This window comes from Vibrio aestuarianus (assembly GCF_012395185.1).
Taxonomy (GTDB): Bacteria; Pseudomonadota; Gammaproteobacteria; order Enterobacterales; family Vibrionaceae; genus Vibrio; species Vibrio aestuarianus.
The window spans coordinates 75184-94189 of record NZ_JAAZTU010000004.1 but is presented as its reverse complement, the minus strand read 5'-3'; the positions used below and the strand labels follow the sequence as shown (position 1 = coordinate 94189).

Here is a 19006-nt window from a genome sequence, read left to right as displayed (position 1 = left end):
TTACTTTCATCATAAGGATTTGTTTTATGCCTTCAACTGCTCCAGCCTTAACATGGATGGAAACCATTCGTAGCTATCTTGATAAGCGCTTGCTGTGGGTATTTATGATGGGCTGCTCTAGCGGTTTCCCCTGGGTTCTTATCGGCTCCAATATGTCCGGTTGGCTAAAAGATGCCGGTCTAACGCGCGCGGCTATTGGCTATTTTGGCAGTGTGTTTGCGGTCTATGCGATAAACTTTTTATGGGCTCCATTGGTAGACCGCGTAAAATTACCCATTCTTACTCCGCTGCTTGGTCAACGACGTAGTTGGGTCTTTTTTTGTCAATCGATCATTCTTGCCTGCACACTATTTATCGCTGGGGTCAATCCAGCCAATGATTTAATGTTCACGTCAATGCTTGCGTTGGCTATCGCGATCGCTTCAGCAACTCAAGATATTGCCATCGATGCATTTCGAATTGACTCGTTTCCAAAATCGCAAGCCAATAAACTCCCCCAAGCTTCAGCAATGGCCGTGATGGGATGGTGGACCGGTTATTCGCTGCCAGGTTACCTAGCTTTCGTCAATGCTGATGCCATTGGTTGGAATGGCGTGTACTATGGCATGGCCGTTTGCGTAGCTGTGTTAATGCTATTTACCCTACTTGTGGGAGAGCCAAAAACATTACGAGAAACTTTGCAGCGTCAAGCAGAACAAAGGCATAGCCAAGTGGTTGGTTCTAAGATTGCAGCTTGGTTTACCGTGACCGTTGTTGAACCATTTTTAGACTTCTTCAAACGCAACGGCGTCCAAGTCGCACTCACTTTGCTGCTGTTTGTGTTTTTATTTAAGATTGGCGAAGCCTTCTTAGGCCGTATGTCGATTCCTTTCTATAAGGAGATCGGCTTTAGCAATGAGCAAATCGGTCATTACTCGAAACTCATTGGCTGGGGAGCAACATTGTTCTTTACCTTAGTCGGTAGCATGTTCAATGTTAGATTCGGTATTGTACGCGGTTTGATGATCGGCGGTATCGCGATGTCGGCCAGTAACCTGATGTTTTCATGGATAGCGCAAGTTGGGCCAAATGAGCATTTATTTCTTGCCACCATCATTGTTGATAATTTCACCACCGCCTTTTCTACTGTTGCGTTTGTTTCCTTCCTAACAGTGCTCACAGGGCAAGCTTTTTCTGCCACTCAGTATGCACTGCTAGCTTCACTCGGTAATTTAGGTCGAACGACCTTGGCTTCATTCAGTGGTGAATTAGTGGATTACTTAGATAACTGGTCACTTTTCTTCGTAGTGACCGCTTTGATGGTCATTCCAAGCTTGATCATGCTTTATTCACTGCGTCATTACTTTTCCGATTTACTCAATAAAGCTCGACAAAGAGATGCAGACGAAAACAATCTACAGCAAGAGGCTAAACTTTAATTTAAGCCAATTATTCTGAAATCAGAACACTGATATTATACCCAAACAACTTGAAGTTGCAGGTAGGCGGCAAGTAGGAAGGGGATAAGTAAATAAAGAGAGAGGCCACAATAGCGGCCTCTCTCTTTATAAAACAATGGCAATAAATTGTTAGAGTTACGGGTAAAGCCCTTTACCAAATAAGTTAAATACTCTCGCTACGCCTTGTGTGAACAGCATCGGTTCGGTTAGAACCGTCAAACACAAGCAATCTTCACTCGCCTTAGTATAAGGGCTATGTTTGATGCTAGCATCACGTTGGATAAATGCCCCTGCATCATAATGGCCGTCCTCATCACTAAAACCACCATGTAGAACAAGCGTTGACTCAATCCCTTTGTGGGTGTGTTGAGGGATATGTACATCACGGTTAATGTACATAAAATTCATCCTAGCTTCTTCACCAAGATCAAGATGAGCACTGAACACCTTGCCCCCATAGCTTCGCCACTCTCCCATGCGCTCAAGTAAATTACCAAGTGAACTAGGTAACTCAAACCTTTTGCCGTTGACTTCAACATGTTTAGGCGGACGCTTCATCATCGCTGATGGGCTAATTGTCTCTAAGCACACGATATTGTCGAACATTCGATCAAAATCTATCACAGAGATCGGGTTATCAGCGTTTGGTTGTGAGTTCGATTCAAATGCAGCTTGTGCATTGAATGCTTCAAATTGCTCGACCAAGTCGCGACAATGGGCACAATGTTCAATGTGAGCAGATACCATCAGACCATGAGCGGCATCTATTGAACCATTGGCATAACTTTTGAGTAACTCGTTAGATGGATGATGGCTCATAACTGCTCCGCTTGAATCGATTGTCTTAGTTTTTCTACAGCCAACCGCAACCGCGATTTCACTGTACCCAAAGGAATGTTAAACATTTCAGCCACCTGCTGCTGCGGCAATTCTTCTAGATACACCGCTTTCACAATTGCTTGCTGAGCCTCAGGAAGCAGACTCAAGAATTTGAGTACTTGCTCTTTGAGCATTTCATGTTCAGGACTGTAATGCTCCACCAAATCTGGTGGACAGTAGTCTGATGGCCAAATATCATCAGCGTGTACGTGCAACTCTCGGCCTCTTTGCTTGCGTAACAAGTCGAAGCATAAATTTCTGGCGATAGTGTATATCCATGTAGATAGCGCACTTTTTGCACTGTCAAATAGGTGCGATTTTTGCCAAACCGTTGCCATGGTTTCTTGAACCATTTCTAAGGCGACCTGTTCATTACCGACATGTTTATAAGCAAATTGCTGCAAGCGTGGGGAAAAATAGTTAAACACGACAGCAAACGCTTGTTTGTCTCTCTGTTTTACTCGCTCCATACACTCGGCCCAATCTTGCTTGGTATAGCGTTCTGTTGGTTGCACGTTGTGTTGAGAATCACTCATGATGCTACGCTCTTTCCTTAGAAGTCTCATTTTTTAAAAAAATGATTTTGACCGTTTGACTCTATGTACGAACGATAAGACTAAATCGATCACTCTTGTAACTATAGCTTTTCTTTTTCCACTTGGTTAATGCGAGACTTCGATCACTCCCAACAGAAAATCTAATGCATCACTCGCGTCTTGCTGTTGCATTAAATAATCAAATTGTTGGTTAGACAAGGGGAGTAATTCTAACCACCGCTGAGCAACCCAACTTGCATCATCAAAAAAACAGAGGGGATACAGTTCAGCAAGCTTGGGAAATTGTTTATAAACCGTTTGTAATTGTTCACTCAAATAGAGTTCATGCTTTTGTAACTCCCTGACTGGCCAATTGGGCAAGCTTGAAACTTGGGCAACTCTCAATCCATCGAACTCTGTTCTTAGATTAGTTATCTTAAAACGCTTGATACCTAAAACCGTTATTCCTAACAATCCATCATCAAGTGCCTCAAAATCCACAATTTTAACCAACATCCCAAACTCAGATAAGTAACTTGACTTATCTTTCGCTTTATTATCGAACAAACAAATACCAAATGTAGAGTCAGCTTGGCAGCACTTGGTGACCATTCTCTTATACCTTGATTCAAATATCCTTAGCTTCATCTTCCCTTCTGGTAAAACGACTGAGGCTAGAGGGAACAACATTAATTCTTCCATTATTCACCACTCTTCATAATTAACATTTATGGATACGATACAAAGCAAAAAAACGATCACTAACCAAAAATGTTGGTTTATCGATTTGCATAAAACAATGACAGCGCAATCGATTAAGTGACAAAAATCACATTAACAATGCAACAAAATGAAATATAAATTTAGTTCCAAATTAAAGATTAAAATCGAGATCTAAATCACCATTTATATGCAATATTTAGTCAGCAATCACTTTTATTTGAGAATTTTATCGCTATCATTCCGGCCAATTGAAAGCACGGCAGAAATATCTGTTTGCTGAATTTTTAAAATACATAGAGAGTCCCCCTTATGCGTAAATCACTTTTAGCTCTAGGCCTAATGGCTGCAACTACAGCACCAGTTATGGCTGCTGATTACACAGATGGCGACATCCACAAAAACGATTACAAGTGGATGCAATTTAATCTAATGGGTGCGTTCAACGAAAAAGGCGTTGCGGAATCAAGCCATGATTACCTAGAGATGGAATTTGGTGGTCGCTCAGGGATTTTTGACCTATACGGTTACGTTGATGTTTTTAACCTGCTTAGCGATCCAGGCAGCGATAAAGCGAAATCAGAAAAAATCTTTATGAAATTTGCTCCACGTATGTCTCTGGATGGACTAACAGGTAAAGATCTTTCTTTCGGTCCAGTACAGGAGCTGTATGTAGCTACTGTACTGGAATGGGGCGGCGGTGGCGCAACAAACTGTGATTCAACTGGCTGTATTGATGGTAGCCCAGGCGTAAACACTCAAAAAATCGGTCTTGGTTCTGATGTCTTAGTTCCTTGGTTTGGCAAGGTAGGCTTGAACCTTTACGGAACTTATGACTCAAACAAGAAAGACTGGAACGGTTTCCAAATTTCAACTAACTGGTTTAAGCCTTTTTACTTCTTTGAGAATGGCTCATTTATCTCTTATCAAGGTTACATCGACTACCAGTTTGGAATGGATACTGATAAAGATTACGCAACATCTAGCCATGGCGGTGCTATGTTTAACGGTATTTACTGGCACTCAGATCGCTTTGCCGTTGGTTACGGTCTAAAACTTTACCATGATGTATATGGTTTTGCCGACAATGAAGGTCTACCATGGAATCCATCAGCTAAAGCAGAATCTTCAGGTGCAGGTCACTACCTAGCAGTAACGTACAAGTTCTAATCGAACTGAAGTATTTGATAAATGGCGCTCTTGAGCGCCATTTTTATTGCTTTCCATTTCTACCTCATTATCCTTGGCGCAAAGTCAAAAATAGAGAGGTATCATGAATATTGTCGTGCTTGGCCCGGGTGCTATCGGTTTACTGTGGGCAACTCAACTTCATCAAGCGGGGCACTGTGTCTCTTTATGGGGAAGAGCCACCCATCAACACCTCTCTATCACTCAAGATAACAACCCAGCAGTGAGCTTCCCATATTGCGATAGCAATGCCTTGCAACAGGCGGACTTATTGCTGATCACTGTCAAAGCATGGCAAGTGGAGCAAGCGCTCCCCCCTTTGTTAACACAATTAAACCGTGACACTATTTTACTGTTTATGCATAACGGCATGGGGGCGGTGGATAGCATTGCCGATCTGGTGAGTGAATTTCCACTACTATTAGCCACGACGACTCACGGCGCATTAAAAGCATCAGTGAATCAGGTGTTGCATAATGGCAAAGGTGTGACTCAGTTGGGGGCTCATAACGCCAAAGGTGAGCAATGCCAGTTTTTAGTGGATGTGCTTGCGCACGCATTGCCAGAGGTTGTATGGAATAACACTATTGAAGAAGCCTTGTGGCATAAGCTTGCGATTAACTGCGCAATTAACCCGCTTACCGCGTTAGAGCAATGCCGCAATGGTGATTTAGCTAATCAGCGCTTCCAGCAGCAGCTTGAGAATATTGTTACAGAAGTGGCCTCTGTGATGAATGCCGAAGGTTTTTCGGTCACACCATCATCACTCCTAATTAAGGTTAAGCAGGTGATTCAAGCCACGGCCCAAAACCACTCTTCAATGCACCAAGATATTTTCTATCAGCGGAAAAGCGAGATAGACTTTATTACTGGCTATTTATTGAAGAAAGCCGAGAAACACCAACTCGCCACAGCAGAAAATAGTAAGCTATACCACGCCATTAAACAGATAGAACACAGTTGGGAAAGCCAATGAGCAAACGAATTTTAGTCCCGATAGCACCGGGCAGCGAAGAGATGGAAGCAATCACTATTATCGATATGATGGTCAGAGCTGGCTACCAAGTCGTTGTAGCCAGCGCCGCTTTCGACGGACAACTGACAATGAAAGCCTCTCGCGGAGTGACGTTAACCGCAGACTGTAAATTGGTTGACGTGGCCGATGAAGAATTTGACATGATTGCACTGCCCGGCGGCGTCGGTGGCGCAGAAACCTTTCGCGACAGTCCGCTGTTAATCGAAATGATTAAACAACAACACTATGATGGTCGCTGGTTAGCCGCTATCTGCGCTACGCCAGCTTTAGTCTTTCAACATCATCAGCTTTTCCCGCAAGCCATCATGACTGGGCACCCAGCTTTTCGCGATCACATCCCCACTGATTTATGGCGAGATAAACGCGTAACCCTTGATGTAAACCACAAGTTGATCACCAGCCAAGGGCCGGGAACGGCACTTGAGTTCGCTATGGAGATCATCATTTTGCTCTCTGGTAAAGCACATGCGTGGTCAATTGCAGAGCCAATGGTAACTCTGCCAACGCTGCATTATCACGAGCTAGGTGAACGATAATGTTTGACGTACAAGCCATTCGCGAGCAATTCCCAGCATTAAATCAAACGGTGAATAGCGAAACTCTGGTTTATTTAGACAGTGCCGCCACAACGCAAAAGCCACAAATAGTGATTGATACCCTCACCCACTATTACAGTACGCAAAATGCGAACGTGCACCGCGGTAGCCACAGTTTAACCGCTCAGGCCACCAGCCAATTTGAAGCCGCGCGCGATAGCGTGGCGAAATTTATTGGCGCGCAATCAAGCAAAGAAATCATTTGGACTCGTGGTGCTACCGAAGCGTTAAACCTTATCGCGCAAACTTATGCACGTAATACCTTGCAAGTAGGCGATGAGATCTTAGTCAGTGAGATGGAGCATCACGCTAACATTGTCCCTTGGCAAATTGTTGCGCAGCAGACTGGTGCTAAAGTCGTCAAAGTGCCAATGACAGCAGACTGTCAGTTTGATCAACAAGCCTTTACTAAGCTTCTAAGTAGCAAAACAAAGATCGTCGCACTCGCTCAAGTTACCAATGTAACTGGCAGCCGCCAACCGATTGAGGATGTCATTGAGCAAGCGCATCAAGTAGGTGCGATTGTCGTGGTTGATGGCGCGCAAGGTATTGTTCATGAGTCAGTCAATGTGGCGCAATTGCAGGCTGATTTTTACGTATTCTCTGGGCATAAGCTCTATGCACCTGCCGGTATTGGAGTGCTTTACGGCAAATTATCTCTACTTGAAGCCATGCCACCTTGGCATGGTGGTGGCAAGATGGTCGAGAAAGTCTCCTTTGAAGGAACAACCTATTCCGCGCTTCCCGGTAAATTCGAAGCAGGGACACCAAATGTAGCCGGAGCCATTGCACTAGCTAAAGCTATTGAATGGTATCAAGCTTGTGATCGACAAGCGGTTGAAGCGCACTTGCATCACTTGCAAACACTTACTTACCAAGCATTGCAACAGCTCGATGATATTCGTGTGGTTGGTTATCAACCTCACGCCAGTGTGATCAGTTTTGTGATGGAAGGGGTTCACCACCAAGATATTGCCACCTTACTTGATCAACAAGGTATCGCACTTCGAGCTGGACACCATTGCGCTCATCCGCTTATGGATGCACTGGGCTTGGCGGGAACCGTAAGAATTTCGTTCGGTATTTACAACAACGAGCAAGATGTAGAAAAACTGATCACTGCGCTCATCAAAGCGGTCGATATGCTGTAATGCCCTCCCCTTTATTAGGGGAGTATCTTTATATAGGACGTACTTTTAGATAGGGCGTATTTCTAAATATAAAGCACTATGCCCAAACAACTTGAAGTTGCAGGTAAGCGGCGAGTGAGTTCATCCTCATGAGCATAGATAAACGATGTGATTGGGGTGAGCAAATGTAGCCAACACCGCAGCAGCTTCAAGTAGGAAGGGGATAAGCGACGCTTTTTATTTTATCGACGATCGCCTTCAGACCATTGCCACGCGAAGGGCTTAAGTGAGCGATTAAACCAAGTTTTTCGAAATAACCATCAATATCAAACGATTGGATTTGCTCTGAACGTTGGCCATTATAAGCGGCCATTACGAGCGCAATTAAACCTCTTACAATACGAGCATCTGAATCGGCGCAGAAAAACCAAACGCCATCGACTTCTTCACCAACTAACCAAACTTGGCTTTCACAACCGGCAACCGTCACTTGCTGAGCTTTCAACGCTTCAGGCATTTGAGGAAGCAATTTCCCCCATTGGATCACTTGACGATAACGGTCTTCCCAGCCTTTGAAGTTTTGCATGGTTGCGACAATATCATCAGCGGTAATATCACTACCAAAGGGAGATACAGGAAAAGTGCTCATTACCATTACGCCTTATGTTTCTGAATTAGCTTTTCAACAATTCGAGCCACCGCAACAAAGCCAAAAGTCGCAGTCACAACCGTTGCTGCGCCAAAACCACTGGCGCAATCCATTCGTTTTGGCCCTTCCGCGGTTGATTTCACTGCACAAACGCTACCATCTGCTTGCGGGTATTTGAGGTGTTCAGTGGAGAAAACACAATCAATACCAAATTTACGCGCAGGATTAACCGGGAAATTATGCTGGCGACGCAAAGTATCTTTTAATTTTTTGGCTAGAGGATCTTGTATCGTTTTCGTTAAATCCGCCACTTTGATCTGTGTCGGGTCAACCTGACCGCCTGCGCCCCCAACCGTGATCACTTTGATTTTATTACTGCGACAATAAGCAAGCAGTGAAGCTTTCGCCTTCAAGCTATCAATGGCATCAAGCACATAGTCAAACTCTTTACTCAAGTATTGGTGTTGATTATCTGGAGTAATAAAGTCATCGATTAAGTTGACCACGCACTCTGGGTTAATCAGCTTTACTCGCTCAGCCATCACTTCAATTTTACTTTGCCCGACCGTACCGCTCATCGCATGGATCTGACGGTTGATATTAGTCACGCAAACATCGTCCATATCGATCAAGGTTAACTCACCAATACCGGTGCGAGCTAACGCTTCGACAGCCCATGACCCAACCCCACCAATACCAATCACACACACATGAGCGGCGCGCAGAATATCTACCTCGCTATGACCATACAGGCGACGCGTTCCGCCAAAGCGTTGGTTGTAGTTATCAGAGGCTGGGGTATCGAGTTCGCGCATAAATAGAAGTCCGATTAAAGCGATTAAAACACAAAGAGTGCGATTTATACGCACTCTTTATTTAAAAGTCTAGCTTCCCTGTTAGTGACTTGAATCACCGGTTAACAACACTGTCGCTTCAAATCATCATAAGGTCGTCACGCGACTATTGTAGCTTTTCTGGTGGTAATGCCCAAGGGGCTTGTGTCGGTGAATTTTCTAGTCCGAGCTTCCAAACGCGGCCAAAATGCTTATAGTGCCCAGCTTCTGTGCCAGCGCGTTCACCCATACCATGATACAAATCTAGGTGGTTTTGCTTCACCGCACCACCAGTATCTAACACAATAAGAATACGCAATTGATGCGCTCCGCTCCAAGTTCCATCGGCGTTCAATAGTGGCACTTCAGCCAAAATCGGCGTGCCCATTGGGAAAATTGAACGATCCCCTGCCACTGACGCCATCGGTAATAATGGGATACCAGCCGAGCCAGTTACTGGCGCTGCGGCTCGTGGTTCAAAAAAGACAAACGATGGATTTTGCTCAAGCAGCTCTTTCACTGTCGCTTCATCGTTCGCGAGCACCCACTCTTTGATTGCCTTGAGTGACATTTTCTCTCGTGGTACTAAACCACGATCAATCAACACACGGCCGATACTGACGTAAGCTTTATTATTTTTGCCACCATAAGCGAAGTATTCTAAGGTATCGTCATCTTCAAAATGCACAAAACCACTGCCTTGAACTTCCATAATAAATGGATCAATCAAGTTAGCGGCATACCCTAATTCCAGCCCTTTACCAGCCAAAGCACCATCATAGATCTGCGCTCGTGTTGGGCAGTCAACATCACATTGTGGCAAGGAGTAAACTGGATATTTAAAGGTCGCATCAGGATAGTGACGAAGCTCCATCACAGGAGAAAAATAGCCCGTAAAAAGCACATTTCCTTGTTTGTCTCCCCCCCCTAATTGCGCCGCTTGAATACCAAAATTGGCAAGCTCTTTAGGCTCACCACTTTGTAGCGCCCACTCACTGATCTGCTCGTATAAAGGTTGATAAATTGCAGCCATCGACGGTGAGTTGCTAATCACTTGCTCACTTTGCTTAGAAAACTCGGTGAAATCACGAGGCGTATTCGAATCAATAAGCGTCGTCTTATTGAGTATTTGTGGAAATTCACCATCGTTATATTGTTGCGCGCGATCGGTTGGTTGAGCACAACCGGCTAAAAGCGTGATAACGACAAAAGGAAGAATGGGTTTAATCACAGGAGTCATCCATTATTTTTCATTAACTGAAAGCATGACAAACTCCCACCCAAACCGCAATTAGCGAATTGTTAGCGAAGGTTTTTTTTGTGTTTTTCTGACAATTGGAAAGTAGGATTGTAGTGTTCAGACGATATTAGCGTCATTTCAGAGTATCTTTCATTGAGCATTTTGTAGCGATAGTGTTCATCGCCAATTTGATAATCTAGATAGTGACCATCAAAATCAAAAGAGGTGGCTAAGACTCGTCCACCACTCATCACGCCTTGCTTACTCAACTCAATATGGCTGGCGGCATAAGGCGCAACGTTTTGTTCAACCCAAGTACCATATACCTGCTCTTTGGGGGTTAAATAATCAGAGATTCGCGAAAAAACATCACCGTACAAAGAAATCACGGAAAGCGTTCCCACCAATGCTAATACCATTAATACTCGTTCTATAACCTTTCTTTTACGCAAATGAGTTCCCTGCGTGACTAGCTCTATGGTTTGATCTTTTATCATCTTATCTCGGTTCGAAATTTTATTTTGGCCACTATAAGCCTTTGTTCTGTAAGTACTCTAACCCATTCATTATGACAGTAAAAATCAGGTCTCAAATAATTGCAGCAAACTCAAAAAACCACTTGCCGACAAGAGAATAAAAAGTCACTATAAAAGCATAATTAAACAAAAAGAGTGTTTTCATCGTGAAAATTCGTAGTACTGCTCTCGTTAAAGGTTTTAGACAGTCAGCCCCTTATGTTAATGCCCATCGAGGCAAGATAATGGTTGTCATGCTAGGCGGCGAAGCTATTGCAGACAAGAACTTTACTAATATAATCAGCGATCTAGCACTTCTTCATAGCCTAGGAGTAAAAATTGTATTGGTTCATGGCGCTCGCCCACAGATCAATCATATTTTGGCGAAAAACAACTACACCACGCCCTACCATAAAGGCATTCGAGTCACCGATGAAGATGCATTAAGTTTAGTTATGCAGGCGGCTGGCCAATTACAGCATGCCATCACCGCACGTTTATCAATGAGTCTAAACAACACACCAATGGCCGGCACTCAACTTAATGTCGTTAGTGGCAATTTTGTCATCTCTCAGCCTTTAGGTATAGACGATGGTGTTGATTATTGCCACAGTGGCCGTATTCGCCGTATTGATATTGAAGGCATTAATCGTATGCTTGATCAAGGCTCTATTGTGTTACTTGGTCCTATCGCCAGTTCAGTCACTGGGGAGTGTTTTAACTTACTTTCTGAAGAAGTCGCGACTCAAGTTGCCATACGGCTAAAAGCTGAAAAACTGATTGGCTTTTGTTCAGAACAAGGGATCATCGATGAACAAGGTAATGCGATTGCCGAACTCTTTCCCGCAGACGTTGAGCAGTTGCTACAGCGTTTGGAAACCGACATTGACCATTCACGAGACAGCAGCTCTGGCACGCTACGTTTTTTAAGGGCATCGGTCTCTGCATGTCGAGCTGGTGTGCCACGCAGTCACTTAATTAGCTACAAAGAAGATGGAGCTTTGATTCAAGAATTGTTCTCTTTTGATGGTATTGGTACGCAAATTGTCATGGCGAGCGCTGAACAAGTGCGCTTGGCACAAATTGACGATATCGGCGGAATTTTCGATCTCATTCGTCCTCTCGAAGAACAAGGTATCTTAGTGCGTCGTTCTCGTGAACAGCTAGAGCAAGAGATCCATAAATTCACCATTATCGATAAAGATGGCTTGCTGATTGGCTGCGCTGCGCTTTATCCATACCCAGAAGAGGGAATGGCAGAAATGGCTTGTGTGGCAATTCATACGGAATATCGAGATGGCAATCGTGGGCTATTATTGCTTAACCATATGAAGCAACAAGCAAAGAATATGGGGCTAGATAGGCTCTTTGTATTGACAACACACAGTTTACACTGGTTTAGAGAGCAAGGTTTTAATGAGGTCGGTGTGGAATCATTGCCGATTGCTAAGCAAAGTTTATACAACTATCAGCGTCGTTCAAAAATTTTAGTCCTGCACCTTTAATGTCAGCTATAGCCAAACGACTTGGAGTTACAGGTAGGCCTCAAGTGAGTGAATCCCTATGAGCACAGATAAACTAGGTAATTGGGGCGAGCAAACGTAGCCAACAGCGCTGCAACTTCAAGTAAGAAGCGGATAGTCGGTCAGTATACTGTTAAACAAATCCTCTATAATTTAATGCAAACGATTTCATTGTTTTGTTCATAAAATAATCGCTTTATTTGCCTGATTATTATGTGTAGAATCCGCCGACATCATTAGATGTGTATATTTATTGAACAGCTCAGGAACTTAGCTTCATATGTAGATCTCAATAAGTTATAACCGCAGTTGGCCCGCACGATCATGCGCTGACTTATATATACCCAAACAACTTAAAGTTGCAGGTAGGCGGCAAGTGAGTTCATCCCCATAAGCATAGAGAAAGTATGTGATTGGGGTGAAATAACGTAGCCAACACCGCTGCAAATTCAAGTAGGAAGGGGATAGAGGTTGTAATGAACAAGAGACTAAATGGCTTGCACGGATTGCTTTTACTACTCACGTACTTAAGAGCAAAACTCTATGAAAACGATCATTTGTAACTCACTACAAAGCTTTTGGGATATGGGAGACCACCAGTTTCTCGAAGGACACAATGTCCACTGTGTGTTCCCAGCAAACAACAAACTACGAGGCTTTATTCTCAGCTCTCAAGACCGCTACAAGATAAAGAGTATCTCATTCACTCATGCCTTTGCGTAAATTAGCGCTCGGAAAATAGCAAATTCACGCACCAGAAAATGCAGTAAGCATTGTCTGGTGCTATAGCCAAACCACTTGAAGTTGCAGGTAGGCGGCAAATGAGTGCATCCCCATGAGCATAGATAAACTATGTAATTGGGATGAACGAATGTAGCCAACACCGCTGTAGCTTCATGTGGGAAGGGTATATTAACTTCTATTAATTTTTTAGCCTTGCCACTAAGCCACTCGCGCGCTCAGTTTTGACTTTGATCCCTCGCTTCATGGTTGTCATATCAGCAAATAACATCAATTGTTTCTTAGCCCGAGTTATCCCTGTATAAATAAGCTCTCTGGTTAGGATCGGACTAAAGTCAGGCGGTAAGATCATCAAGGTTAAATCAAATTCACTGCCCTGTGATTTATGAATAGTCATTGCATAAGCCGTTTCATGTTCAGGCACTCGGCTCGGTAAAATCGCTTTTACGCTGCCGTCAGGTAATTCAAAATAAACTTTTAGACGCTGCTGCTCATCGCTACTATCGCGCATGCAAATCCCAATGTCACCGTTATACAAACCCAAACCATGATCATTGCGCGTTACCATCACTGGGCGACCGTGATACCACAATTCATCCTGAGTTTTGATCAGCTTACGCGCAGCTAATGCACGTTCAATGCGTTGGTTTAGCCCTGTAACCCCAAAATCTCCTTCCCGAATTGCGCACAGCAATCGACATTGATTAAAACCATCAAGCACAGCTTTGGCTTTTTGTGCTTGAGTTTCAGGTACAGTGGTGCTGCTATCAATCACCACCTCATCAATACGAGTTAAATAACGACCGTATTGTTTAACTAAGGTTTGCAGCATGAGGTTGTAGCTTTCGCTACTGAGCGAATGGTGTGTAATGTCGGCATAATCACGTTTGAAAACGTCATCGACCAGGGCCAGTTGCCCAGCATTGATCGCTTTAGCAAGTCGACCAATACCGGAACGTGCATCAAAGCGGTAGCTTTTTTGCAGCATGCACAAACTATCTGAAACATGGCTTTCTTGGGTATGAGCATTCAAGGTTAAACTTTGATATCCCGTTAGCTGTGATAATTGCTGACTATGTGCGCGGCTGTAGCCGTAGTCTAAAAATGAGCAAATATCACCCAGTACGGCTCCGGCTTCAACGGAAGCAAGCTGATCTTTATCCCCGAGTAGAATCAAACGCGCGTGTTTGGGCAGAGCATCGATCAATTTGACCATCATAGATAAATCGACCATGGAAGCTTCATCAACCACCAGAATATCAAGGTGTAACGGGTTACGTTGATCATGACGAAATTCAACGCTGTTTGGAATCGCTCCCAGTAAACGGTGAATGGTACTCGACTCGGTCGGGATCGCAGCTTTGAGATCAGGGTCGACCGCAAGTTCTGCCACTGCTTTACCAATCGATTCTGTTAAGCGCGCAGCAGCTTTGCCAGTAGGGGCCACTAATTTAATGGTTGGCGTTTCACCTTGCTGCTGAGCTTGGGTAATTAAGGCGGCCAGTAGTTTGGTGACCGTGGTGGTTTTGCCGGTTCCCGGTCCGCCAGAAATGACCGCAAAGCGACGAGTTAATGCCACAGCAGCAGCCACTTTTTGCCAGTTAACACACGCCGCCTGCGGAATTAATTCCTCTAGTGGATGCAAATCGCTAACACTGCGAGCTGAACTAACAACGCGATCGATAGTACTCCAATCGAGTTCATCAGCCGCGATCACATCGAGAAAATCACACACCAATTGCTGACGCACTACCGCATTACTGGTATCGGATACTTTCGCGAGTGCGTTAAACAAGAAATGATAATGGCGAGCAAACAATATATCGAGCAACGATTTGAGCTTTTGTACATCAGTAGGCTTTAAGGTCATTGGTGTCCCAAAGCTTGTTAAACGTTGTGCTAATGTCACTTCATAATGCCAATAACGGTGCAGATAAAGTCGCTGACCATCAAACATTAATGGCACTGCCTCCCCACGCTCACCAACCAGTGAAGAAGCGTTAAGTAACTCAAACCAGTCAATAGCCAGCAGTTGTTGATTGAGCAACATTGCCGCTTCACCAAACAGACCCAACTTAGCAGCAAGGTCGATGCCTTGTGTAGAGGAAGCTTGCGCTAGAGGTAAACAGATATGGCCTTTCGCTAATTCAGCACTTACTACCGCCGCTATAAATCCTAATGAGTCACTTTGTTCAGCCGTTAATTGCTGAGCACTTTTTTGTTCAATAAAGCGCGCAAATTGGTAGTCCAACTGACGAAGTGAGCCTTTTTCTGCCAACTGCTTGATTGTCATCATCAAAGTGCGACTCATAGATCTAACTCCATTTGCCCTGCGTTGGTCGCGCGTGCATCAATCGCTTCCCCATTAATCAACCTATCCATCTCATCAAGCAGTTCAAAACTGGGCTTGGTTGAGAAAATCCCATGTTCAGACTCACCATCCATGCCGCGTAAAAAGAGGTAATAGACTCCACCAAAATGGCTGTGATAGTCATAGTTCGCCAAACGACTGCGTAAGAAGCGATGCAGTGCTAGTGCATAAATTTGGTATTGCAGATCATAGCGATGATCCGCCATGGCCGCTTTAAGACACTCGCCATGATAAGCCGCTACTTCATCACCCAAATGGTTCGATTTCCAGTCCAATAGGTAATACTTACCTTGATGTTCAAACAGCAAATCAATGAAGCCTTTCAGCATACCTTGGACGCTATAAAAACCGAGATCTCCCGCTTTTGCTGATAAAGGATCATGACGCTGAATGACACGGTTCAACGCCGGAGCGGTGAGTACTTCAATCGGCAACAGGAATTCCATTTCAACCAAACGCTGCTCGGCACTCTTCTGGTTCAAGCGAAGTGTTTTGCCATCTAAGGGCGTAGCTAACACCGTGTCGACCAGCGTTTGCAATACGGGTAACCACTCCAGATCTATTTGCTCTCGTTCCATCAATTCCACCATCACTTTTTGATTGGTGTCGCTGCTGGCAGGTTCAGTAAATTCGACCTCTTCAAATAATGAGTGTAAGAAAGTACCGGGTGTTGCGCCGCGTGGGAAGGTAAAAATGGAACGTTCAGGCTCAACTAATAAGGCTGCATCTTGCTCGTCGGCAGAATCGATATCAAAACCTGAAATTTCAAGTGTCGCGTCATGGCTAGCATGTTTCGAGCCTTGTTTGACTAGTCCTGAATAGCTGGTGATGCGCCATAAGCGATCGATCTGCGTTTGCAAGGTTTTGGCGGTTAACGTCGCTATCTCTGTATCTAATGCTTTAAATAGCTGATCTTGCGGAGCGGGCGGTTGTTCAATCACAACTTGTTCATTAGCCTGCGCATTTAGTGCTGCGCTCAATTGAGCCATTCCCGCCTCTTGCCCATTTTGTAGCAAATAGCCTATTGCACTTAAATGGACGCCGGTCGGCTCTTTGGTTGAGCGGCCATTTCGCAGCGGCGCAATGCCAATAAAACAGCCGTAAACGGCGCGAGTTAATGCCACATAAATTAAACGCAGATCTTCAGCTAAACGTTCTTTATCAGCTTGCTTAATCGAGGCATCATTAGCCGTAATATCAAGTACGGTTTCATCGTTAGCGGCATCATAATATTTACCCTCACTGGCTTCACGGTAACTGACCACAAATGGTAAAAAGACCAAGTCATATTCCAAACCTTTAGATTTATGGATGGTGACAATCTGCACCAAATTACGTTCAGATTCCAAACGCTGAATTTGCTCATCGCTGACACCTAAGCCACTTTCCGCATCACTGATCGCTTGTGCGAGCCAACGCAGTAAACCATGGTCACTATCGATTTCTTGGCTCGCTTGTTGTAACAATTCGCCAAGGTGCATGAAGTCAGTCAGTGTACGCTCACCGGCCTCTTCCTCAAGCCAACGCTCGGCAATATGGCGCTTACTCATCACACTGCGCAGCATTGGCAGCACACCGCGTTCGACCCACAATTTACGATATTCTTTAAATTCGTTAACCGCGTTTTCCCACACCATTTCATCGTTGTTTAAATCATCAAGGCTGGCGGCATCTAAAGCAAAAAGTTGCGAAGCCAGACTGGCACGAAGCGCGCGGTCGTTTTCTGGTGTCAAGAATGCTTGCAGCACGCGTTGTAAATCTTGCGCCACGGCACTGCTAAACACACTGTCTCGGTTCGACAAATACACACTCGCAATACCTTGTTTTGCCAATGCTTCTTTGACCATTCGTCCTTCATTACCGGTTCGCACTAATACCGCAATATCCCCAGCCTGCACGATTTTGTGCGTTTTACCATTGGCAAAATACGCTTGATCTTGTTGTGCAGCCGTCAAAATGGTTTGAATTTGACTGGCGCACGCTTGCGCCATGCATTTGAGATATTCACCTTTGGCTAGCGGTTTATCCTCTGCAGCTTGCAACCAATAGGTTAACGCCGGCTGGATTTGTCCATTTAGCCACCAGTGACGTTTTTCTGCATTCGGGCTTGCATTGACCGCCAAGAAGGGAATGTCTTGGTCGTAAATAAATGGGCTATCAGCTGTGGTGAAAATTTGATTCACCGCCTTGACCATATCAGCGCTTGAGCGCCAGTTGGTGCCTAAGGTGTAGTGCGCGCTCACTTGGTTACGCGCTTTAATATAAGTAAAAATGTCCGCACCACGAAACGCATAAATAGCCTGTTTAGGGTCACCAATCATAAACAAACCACATTCGGTTTTAGGCAGATAAATACGACTAAAAATACTGTATTGCAGCGGATCGGTATCTTGGAATTCATCGATCATCGCAACCGGGTAAAGGCTACGAATACGCTCGGCCAGCAGGCCTAGTTCATCGTTATCCATTGCGGCTGAAAGCTGAGTCAACAGATCATCAAACGATAACCACTGTTTTTGCGCTTTCGCTTTAGCAAGCATCGTGCGGCAATGAGTAATCGCGTGCGCCAGCAGTGGCGCTTCTATACTGATCGGTTTTGCAAGAAAGTCATCAATCGCGGTAAACATCGCATGTTGTGGCGGGTTGCCCTTCTTGGATTTAGCATCCAAGGCGCTTTGAGCAAACTCTTGCAGTTCTGTCGGTACGCTCAATTCATGGTTAGGGTTATTCGCCCACTGCGCCAATAAATCAAGTCGTTTGTGGAGCGCTTTTTTCGTCGCTGCGTGTAAACCTGACTCGTTGATACACGCTTCAAAATCATCACACACAGCCAACCATTGCTGCTTTAGTGCTTCAACGCGAGAAAGAGACGACTGGTAGAGCGCCACCAAATCCCCTTGCATGGCATCAACGGACAACTTAAGCGGTGAACCCGTTAAGTAGCCGCCAACTTTTTCAAGCAAGGCCGCAGGCGATGACCACAAACGGCGAACTTCCGCAGCCAAGGTGAGCGGTAACGGATAAAATTGACGACGCCAATAATCGGCAACCACTTGCGCCTTAAGATGGCTTTCATCGGTAACGAATTCATTATTAAAACGACTGCCCGATTCAAAAGCATTTTGGGTCAGCATCCGTTGGCAAAAGCCATGAATGGTATAGACAGCGGCTTCATCCATCTGTCTTTCAGCTTGCAGTAAAATTTGTGCCGCTTGCTTGTGATCGCCAATTTGCTCAAGCAACGGTTGAATCACAGGGTCATCACTACACCCACGAGAAAAGGCAATTCGCGCATCATGAATGCGTGCGCGAATACGGTCGCGCAATTCAGCGGTGGCCGCTTCAGTGAAAGTCACCACTAGGATTTGATCCACTGTCAGTGGTACTTGGTGACGTGATTCATCACTCCCATGTCCAAGCAGCAAGCGTAAATACAAACCTGCAATAGTGAAGGTTTTTCCGGTACCTGCCGAGGCTTCAATTAACCTTGCCCCATGCAGTGGGAAAGTCATGGTTTCCAGTGGTGTTGCGACCGTTGCCGAGGTCATACTCATAAACTGTTAGCCTTTGAATGCGCAAGCGAGTGTGATCACGCTTGAATAATTGTATG

The 19006-nt window shown here is 44.8% G+C and carries 16 protein-coding genes; 7 read left to right on the top strand and 9 right to left on the bottom strand.

Annotated elements, in window-relative coordinates; all coding sequences use genetic code 11:
- Positions 1 to 26: 26 nt before the first annotated feature.
- Positions 27 to 1418, top strand: coding sequence for an AmpG family muropeptide MFS transporter (locus HGG78_RS02780; protein WP_172532022.1), 1392 nt, complete (start codon positions 27 to 29; stop codon positions 1416 to 1418).
- Positions 1419 to 1574: 156 nt separating this feature from the next.
- Here the strand turns inward: HGG78_RS02780 and HGG78_RS02775 are convergent, their stop codons facing one another.
- The 3 genes from HGG78_RS02775 to HGG78_RS02765 form a co-directional block, all read right to left on the bottom strand.
- Positions 1575 to 2258 carry a ChrR family anti-sigma-E factor gene (locus HGG78_RS02775; protein ID WP_172532021.1) on the bottom strand — a complete coding sequence of 228 codons (684 nt, stop codon included), beginning with the start codon at positions 2256 to 2258 and terminating at the stop codon, positions 1575 to 1577.
- Positions 2255 to 2857, bottom strand: a complete 603-nt coding sequence (locus HGG78_RS02770) for an RNA polymerase sigma factor (RefSeq protein WP_172532047.1) — start codon at positions 2855 to 2857, stop codon at positions 2255 to 2257. Before HGG78_RS02770 ends, HGG78_RS02775 begins: the two co-directional genes overlap by 4 nt.
- 123 nt (positions 2858 to 2980) lie before the next feature.
- Positions 2981 to 3556: an LON peptidase substrate-binding domain-containing protein gene (locus tag HGG78_RS02765; RefSeq protein ID WP_172532020.1), complete on the bottom strand. Its 576-nt coding sequence runs from the start codon at positions 3554 to 3556 to the stop codon at positions 2981 to 2983.
- A 330-nt stretch (positions 3557 to 3886) separates the two neighbouring features.
- Between HGG78_RS02765 and HGG78_RS02760 the strand changes: the two genes are divergently transcribed.
- The 4 genes from HGG78_RS02760 (at position 3887) to csdA (ending at position 7545) form a co-directional block, all read left to right on the top strand.
- Entirely contained in the window at positions 3887 to 4744 is an 858-nt protein-coding gene (locus HGG78_RS02760; RefSeq protein ID WP_172532019.1) for a nucleoside-specific channel-forming Tsx family protein, read from the top strand.
- Positions 4745 to 4847: 103 nt separating this feature from the next.
- Positions 4848 to 5738 carry a 2-dehydropantoate 2-reductase gene (gene panE / locus HGG78_RS02755; RefSeq protein WP_172532018.1) on the top strand — a complete coding sequence of 297 codons (891 nt, stop codon included), beginning with the start codon at positions 4848 to 4850 and terminating at the stop codon, positions 5736 to 5738.
- Positions 5735 to 6334 carry a DJ-1 family glyoxalase III gene (locus HGG78_RS02750; RefSeq protein WP_172532017.1) on the top strand — a complete coding sequence of 200 codons (600 nt, stop codon included), beginning with the start codon at positions 5735 to 5737 and terminating at the stop codon, positions 6332 to 6334. Before panE ends, HGG78_RS02750 begins: the two co-directional genes overlap by 4 nt.
- Entirely contained in the window at positions 6334 to 7545 is a 1212-nt protein-coding gene (csdA, locus tag HGG78_RS02745) for a cysteine desulfurase CsdA (protein WP_172532016.1), read from the top strand. The genes HGG78_RS02750 and csdA overlap by 1 nt, the downstream gene beginning before the upstream one ends.
- A gap of 187 nt (positions 7546 to 7732) precedes the next feature.
- On the opposite strand, the gene csdE is transcribed toward csdA, so the two are convergent.
- From csdE to HGG78_RS02725, 4 genes are all read right to left on the bottom strand, one after another.
- Complete coding sequence (gene csdE, locus HGG78_RS02740; protein ID WP_172532015.1) at positions 7733 to 8173, bottom strand: cysteine desulfurase sulfur acceptor subunit CsdE; 441 nt, start codon at positions 8171 to 8173, stop codon at positions 7733 to 7735.
- 5 nt (positions 8174 to 8178) lie between these two features.
- Positions 8179 to 8988: a tRNA cyclic N6-threonylcarbamoyladenosine(37) synthase TcdA gene (gene tcdA, locus HGG78_RS02735; RefSeq protein ID WP_172532014.1), complete on the bottom strand. Its 810-nt coding sequence runs from the start codon at positions 8986 to 8988 to the stop codon at positions 8179 to 8181.
- Between the two features lie 145 nt (positions 8989 to 9133).
- A complete protein-coding gene (mltA, locus tag HGG78_RS02730; RefSeq protein WP_172532013.1) occupies positions 9134 to 10246 on the bottom strand; it encodes a murein transglycosylase A in 1113 nt (370 codons plus the stop codon).
- 62 nt (positions 10247 to 10308) lie between these two features.
- Positions 10309 to 10743 (bottom strand): DUF2850 domain-containing protein, encoded by a 435-nt coding sequence (locus HGG78_RS02725; RefSeq protein ID WP_172532012.1) that lies wholly within the window; start codon positions 10741 to 10743, stop codon positions 10309 to 10311.
- A gap of 185 nt (positions 10744 to 10928) precedes the next feature.
- On the opposite strand from HGG78_RS02725, the gene argA reads away from it, so the two are divergent.
- On the top strand, positions 10929 to 12266 hold the full coding sequence (argA, locus tag HGG78_RS02720; RefSeq protein ID WP_172532011.1) for an amino-acid N-acetyltransferase: 1338 nt from the start codon (positions 10929 to 10931) through the stop codon (positions 12264 to 12266).
- 561 nt (positions 12267 to 12827) lie between these two features.
- Positions 12828 to 13007 (top strand): hypothetical protein, encoded by a 180-nt coding sequence (locus HGG78_RS02715; protein WP_080996362.1) that lies wholly within the window; start codon positions 12828 to 12830, stop codon positions 13005 to 13007.
- A 199-nt stretch (positions 13008 to 13206) separates the two neighbouring features.
- Here HGG78_RS02715 and recD read toward each other — a convergent pair whose 3' ends face one another.
- Complete coding sequence (gene recD, locus HGG78_RS02710) at positions 13207 to 15336, bottom strand: exodeoxyribonuclease V subunit alpha (protein WP_172532010.1); 2130 nt, start codon at positions 15334 to 15336, stop codon at positions 13207 to 13209.
- Entirely contained in the window at positions 15333 to 18944 is a 3612-nt protein-coding gene (gene recB / locus HGG78_RS02705; RefSeq protein WP_172532046.1) for an exodeoxyribonuclease V subunit beta, read from the bottom strand. Before recB ends, recD begins: the two co-directional genes overlap by 4 nt.
- Positions 18945 to 19006 lie beyond the last annotated feature (62 nt).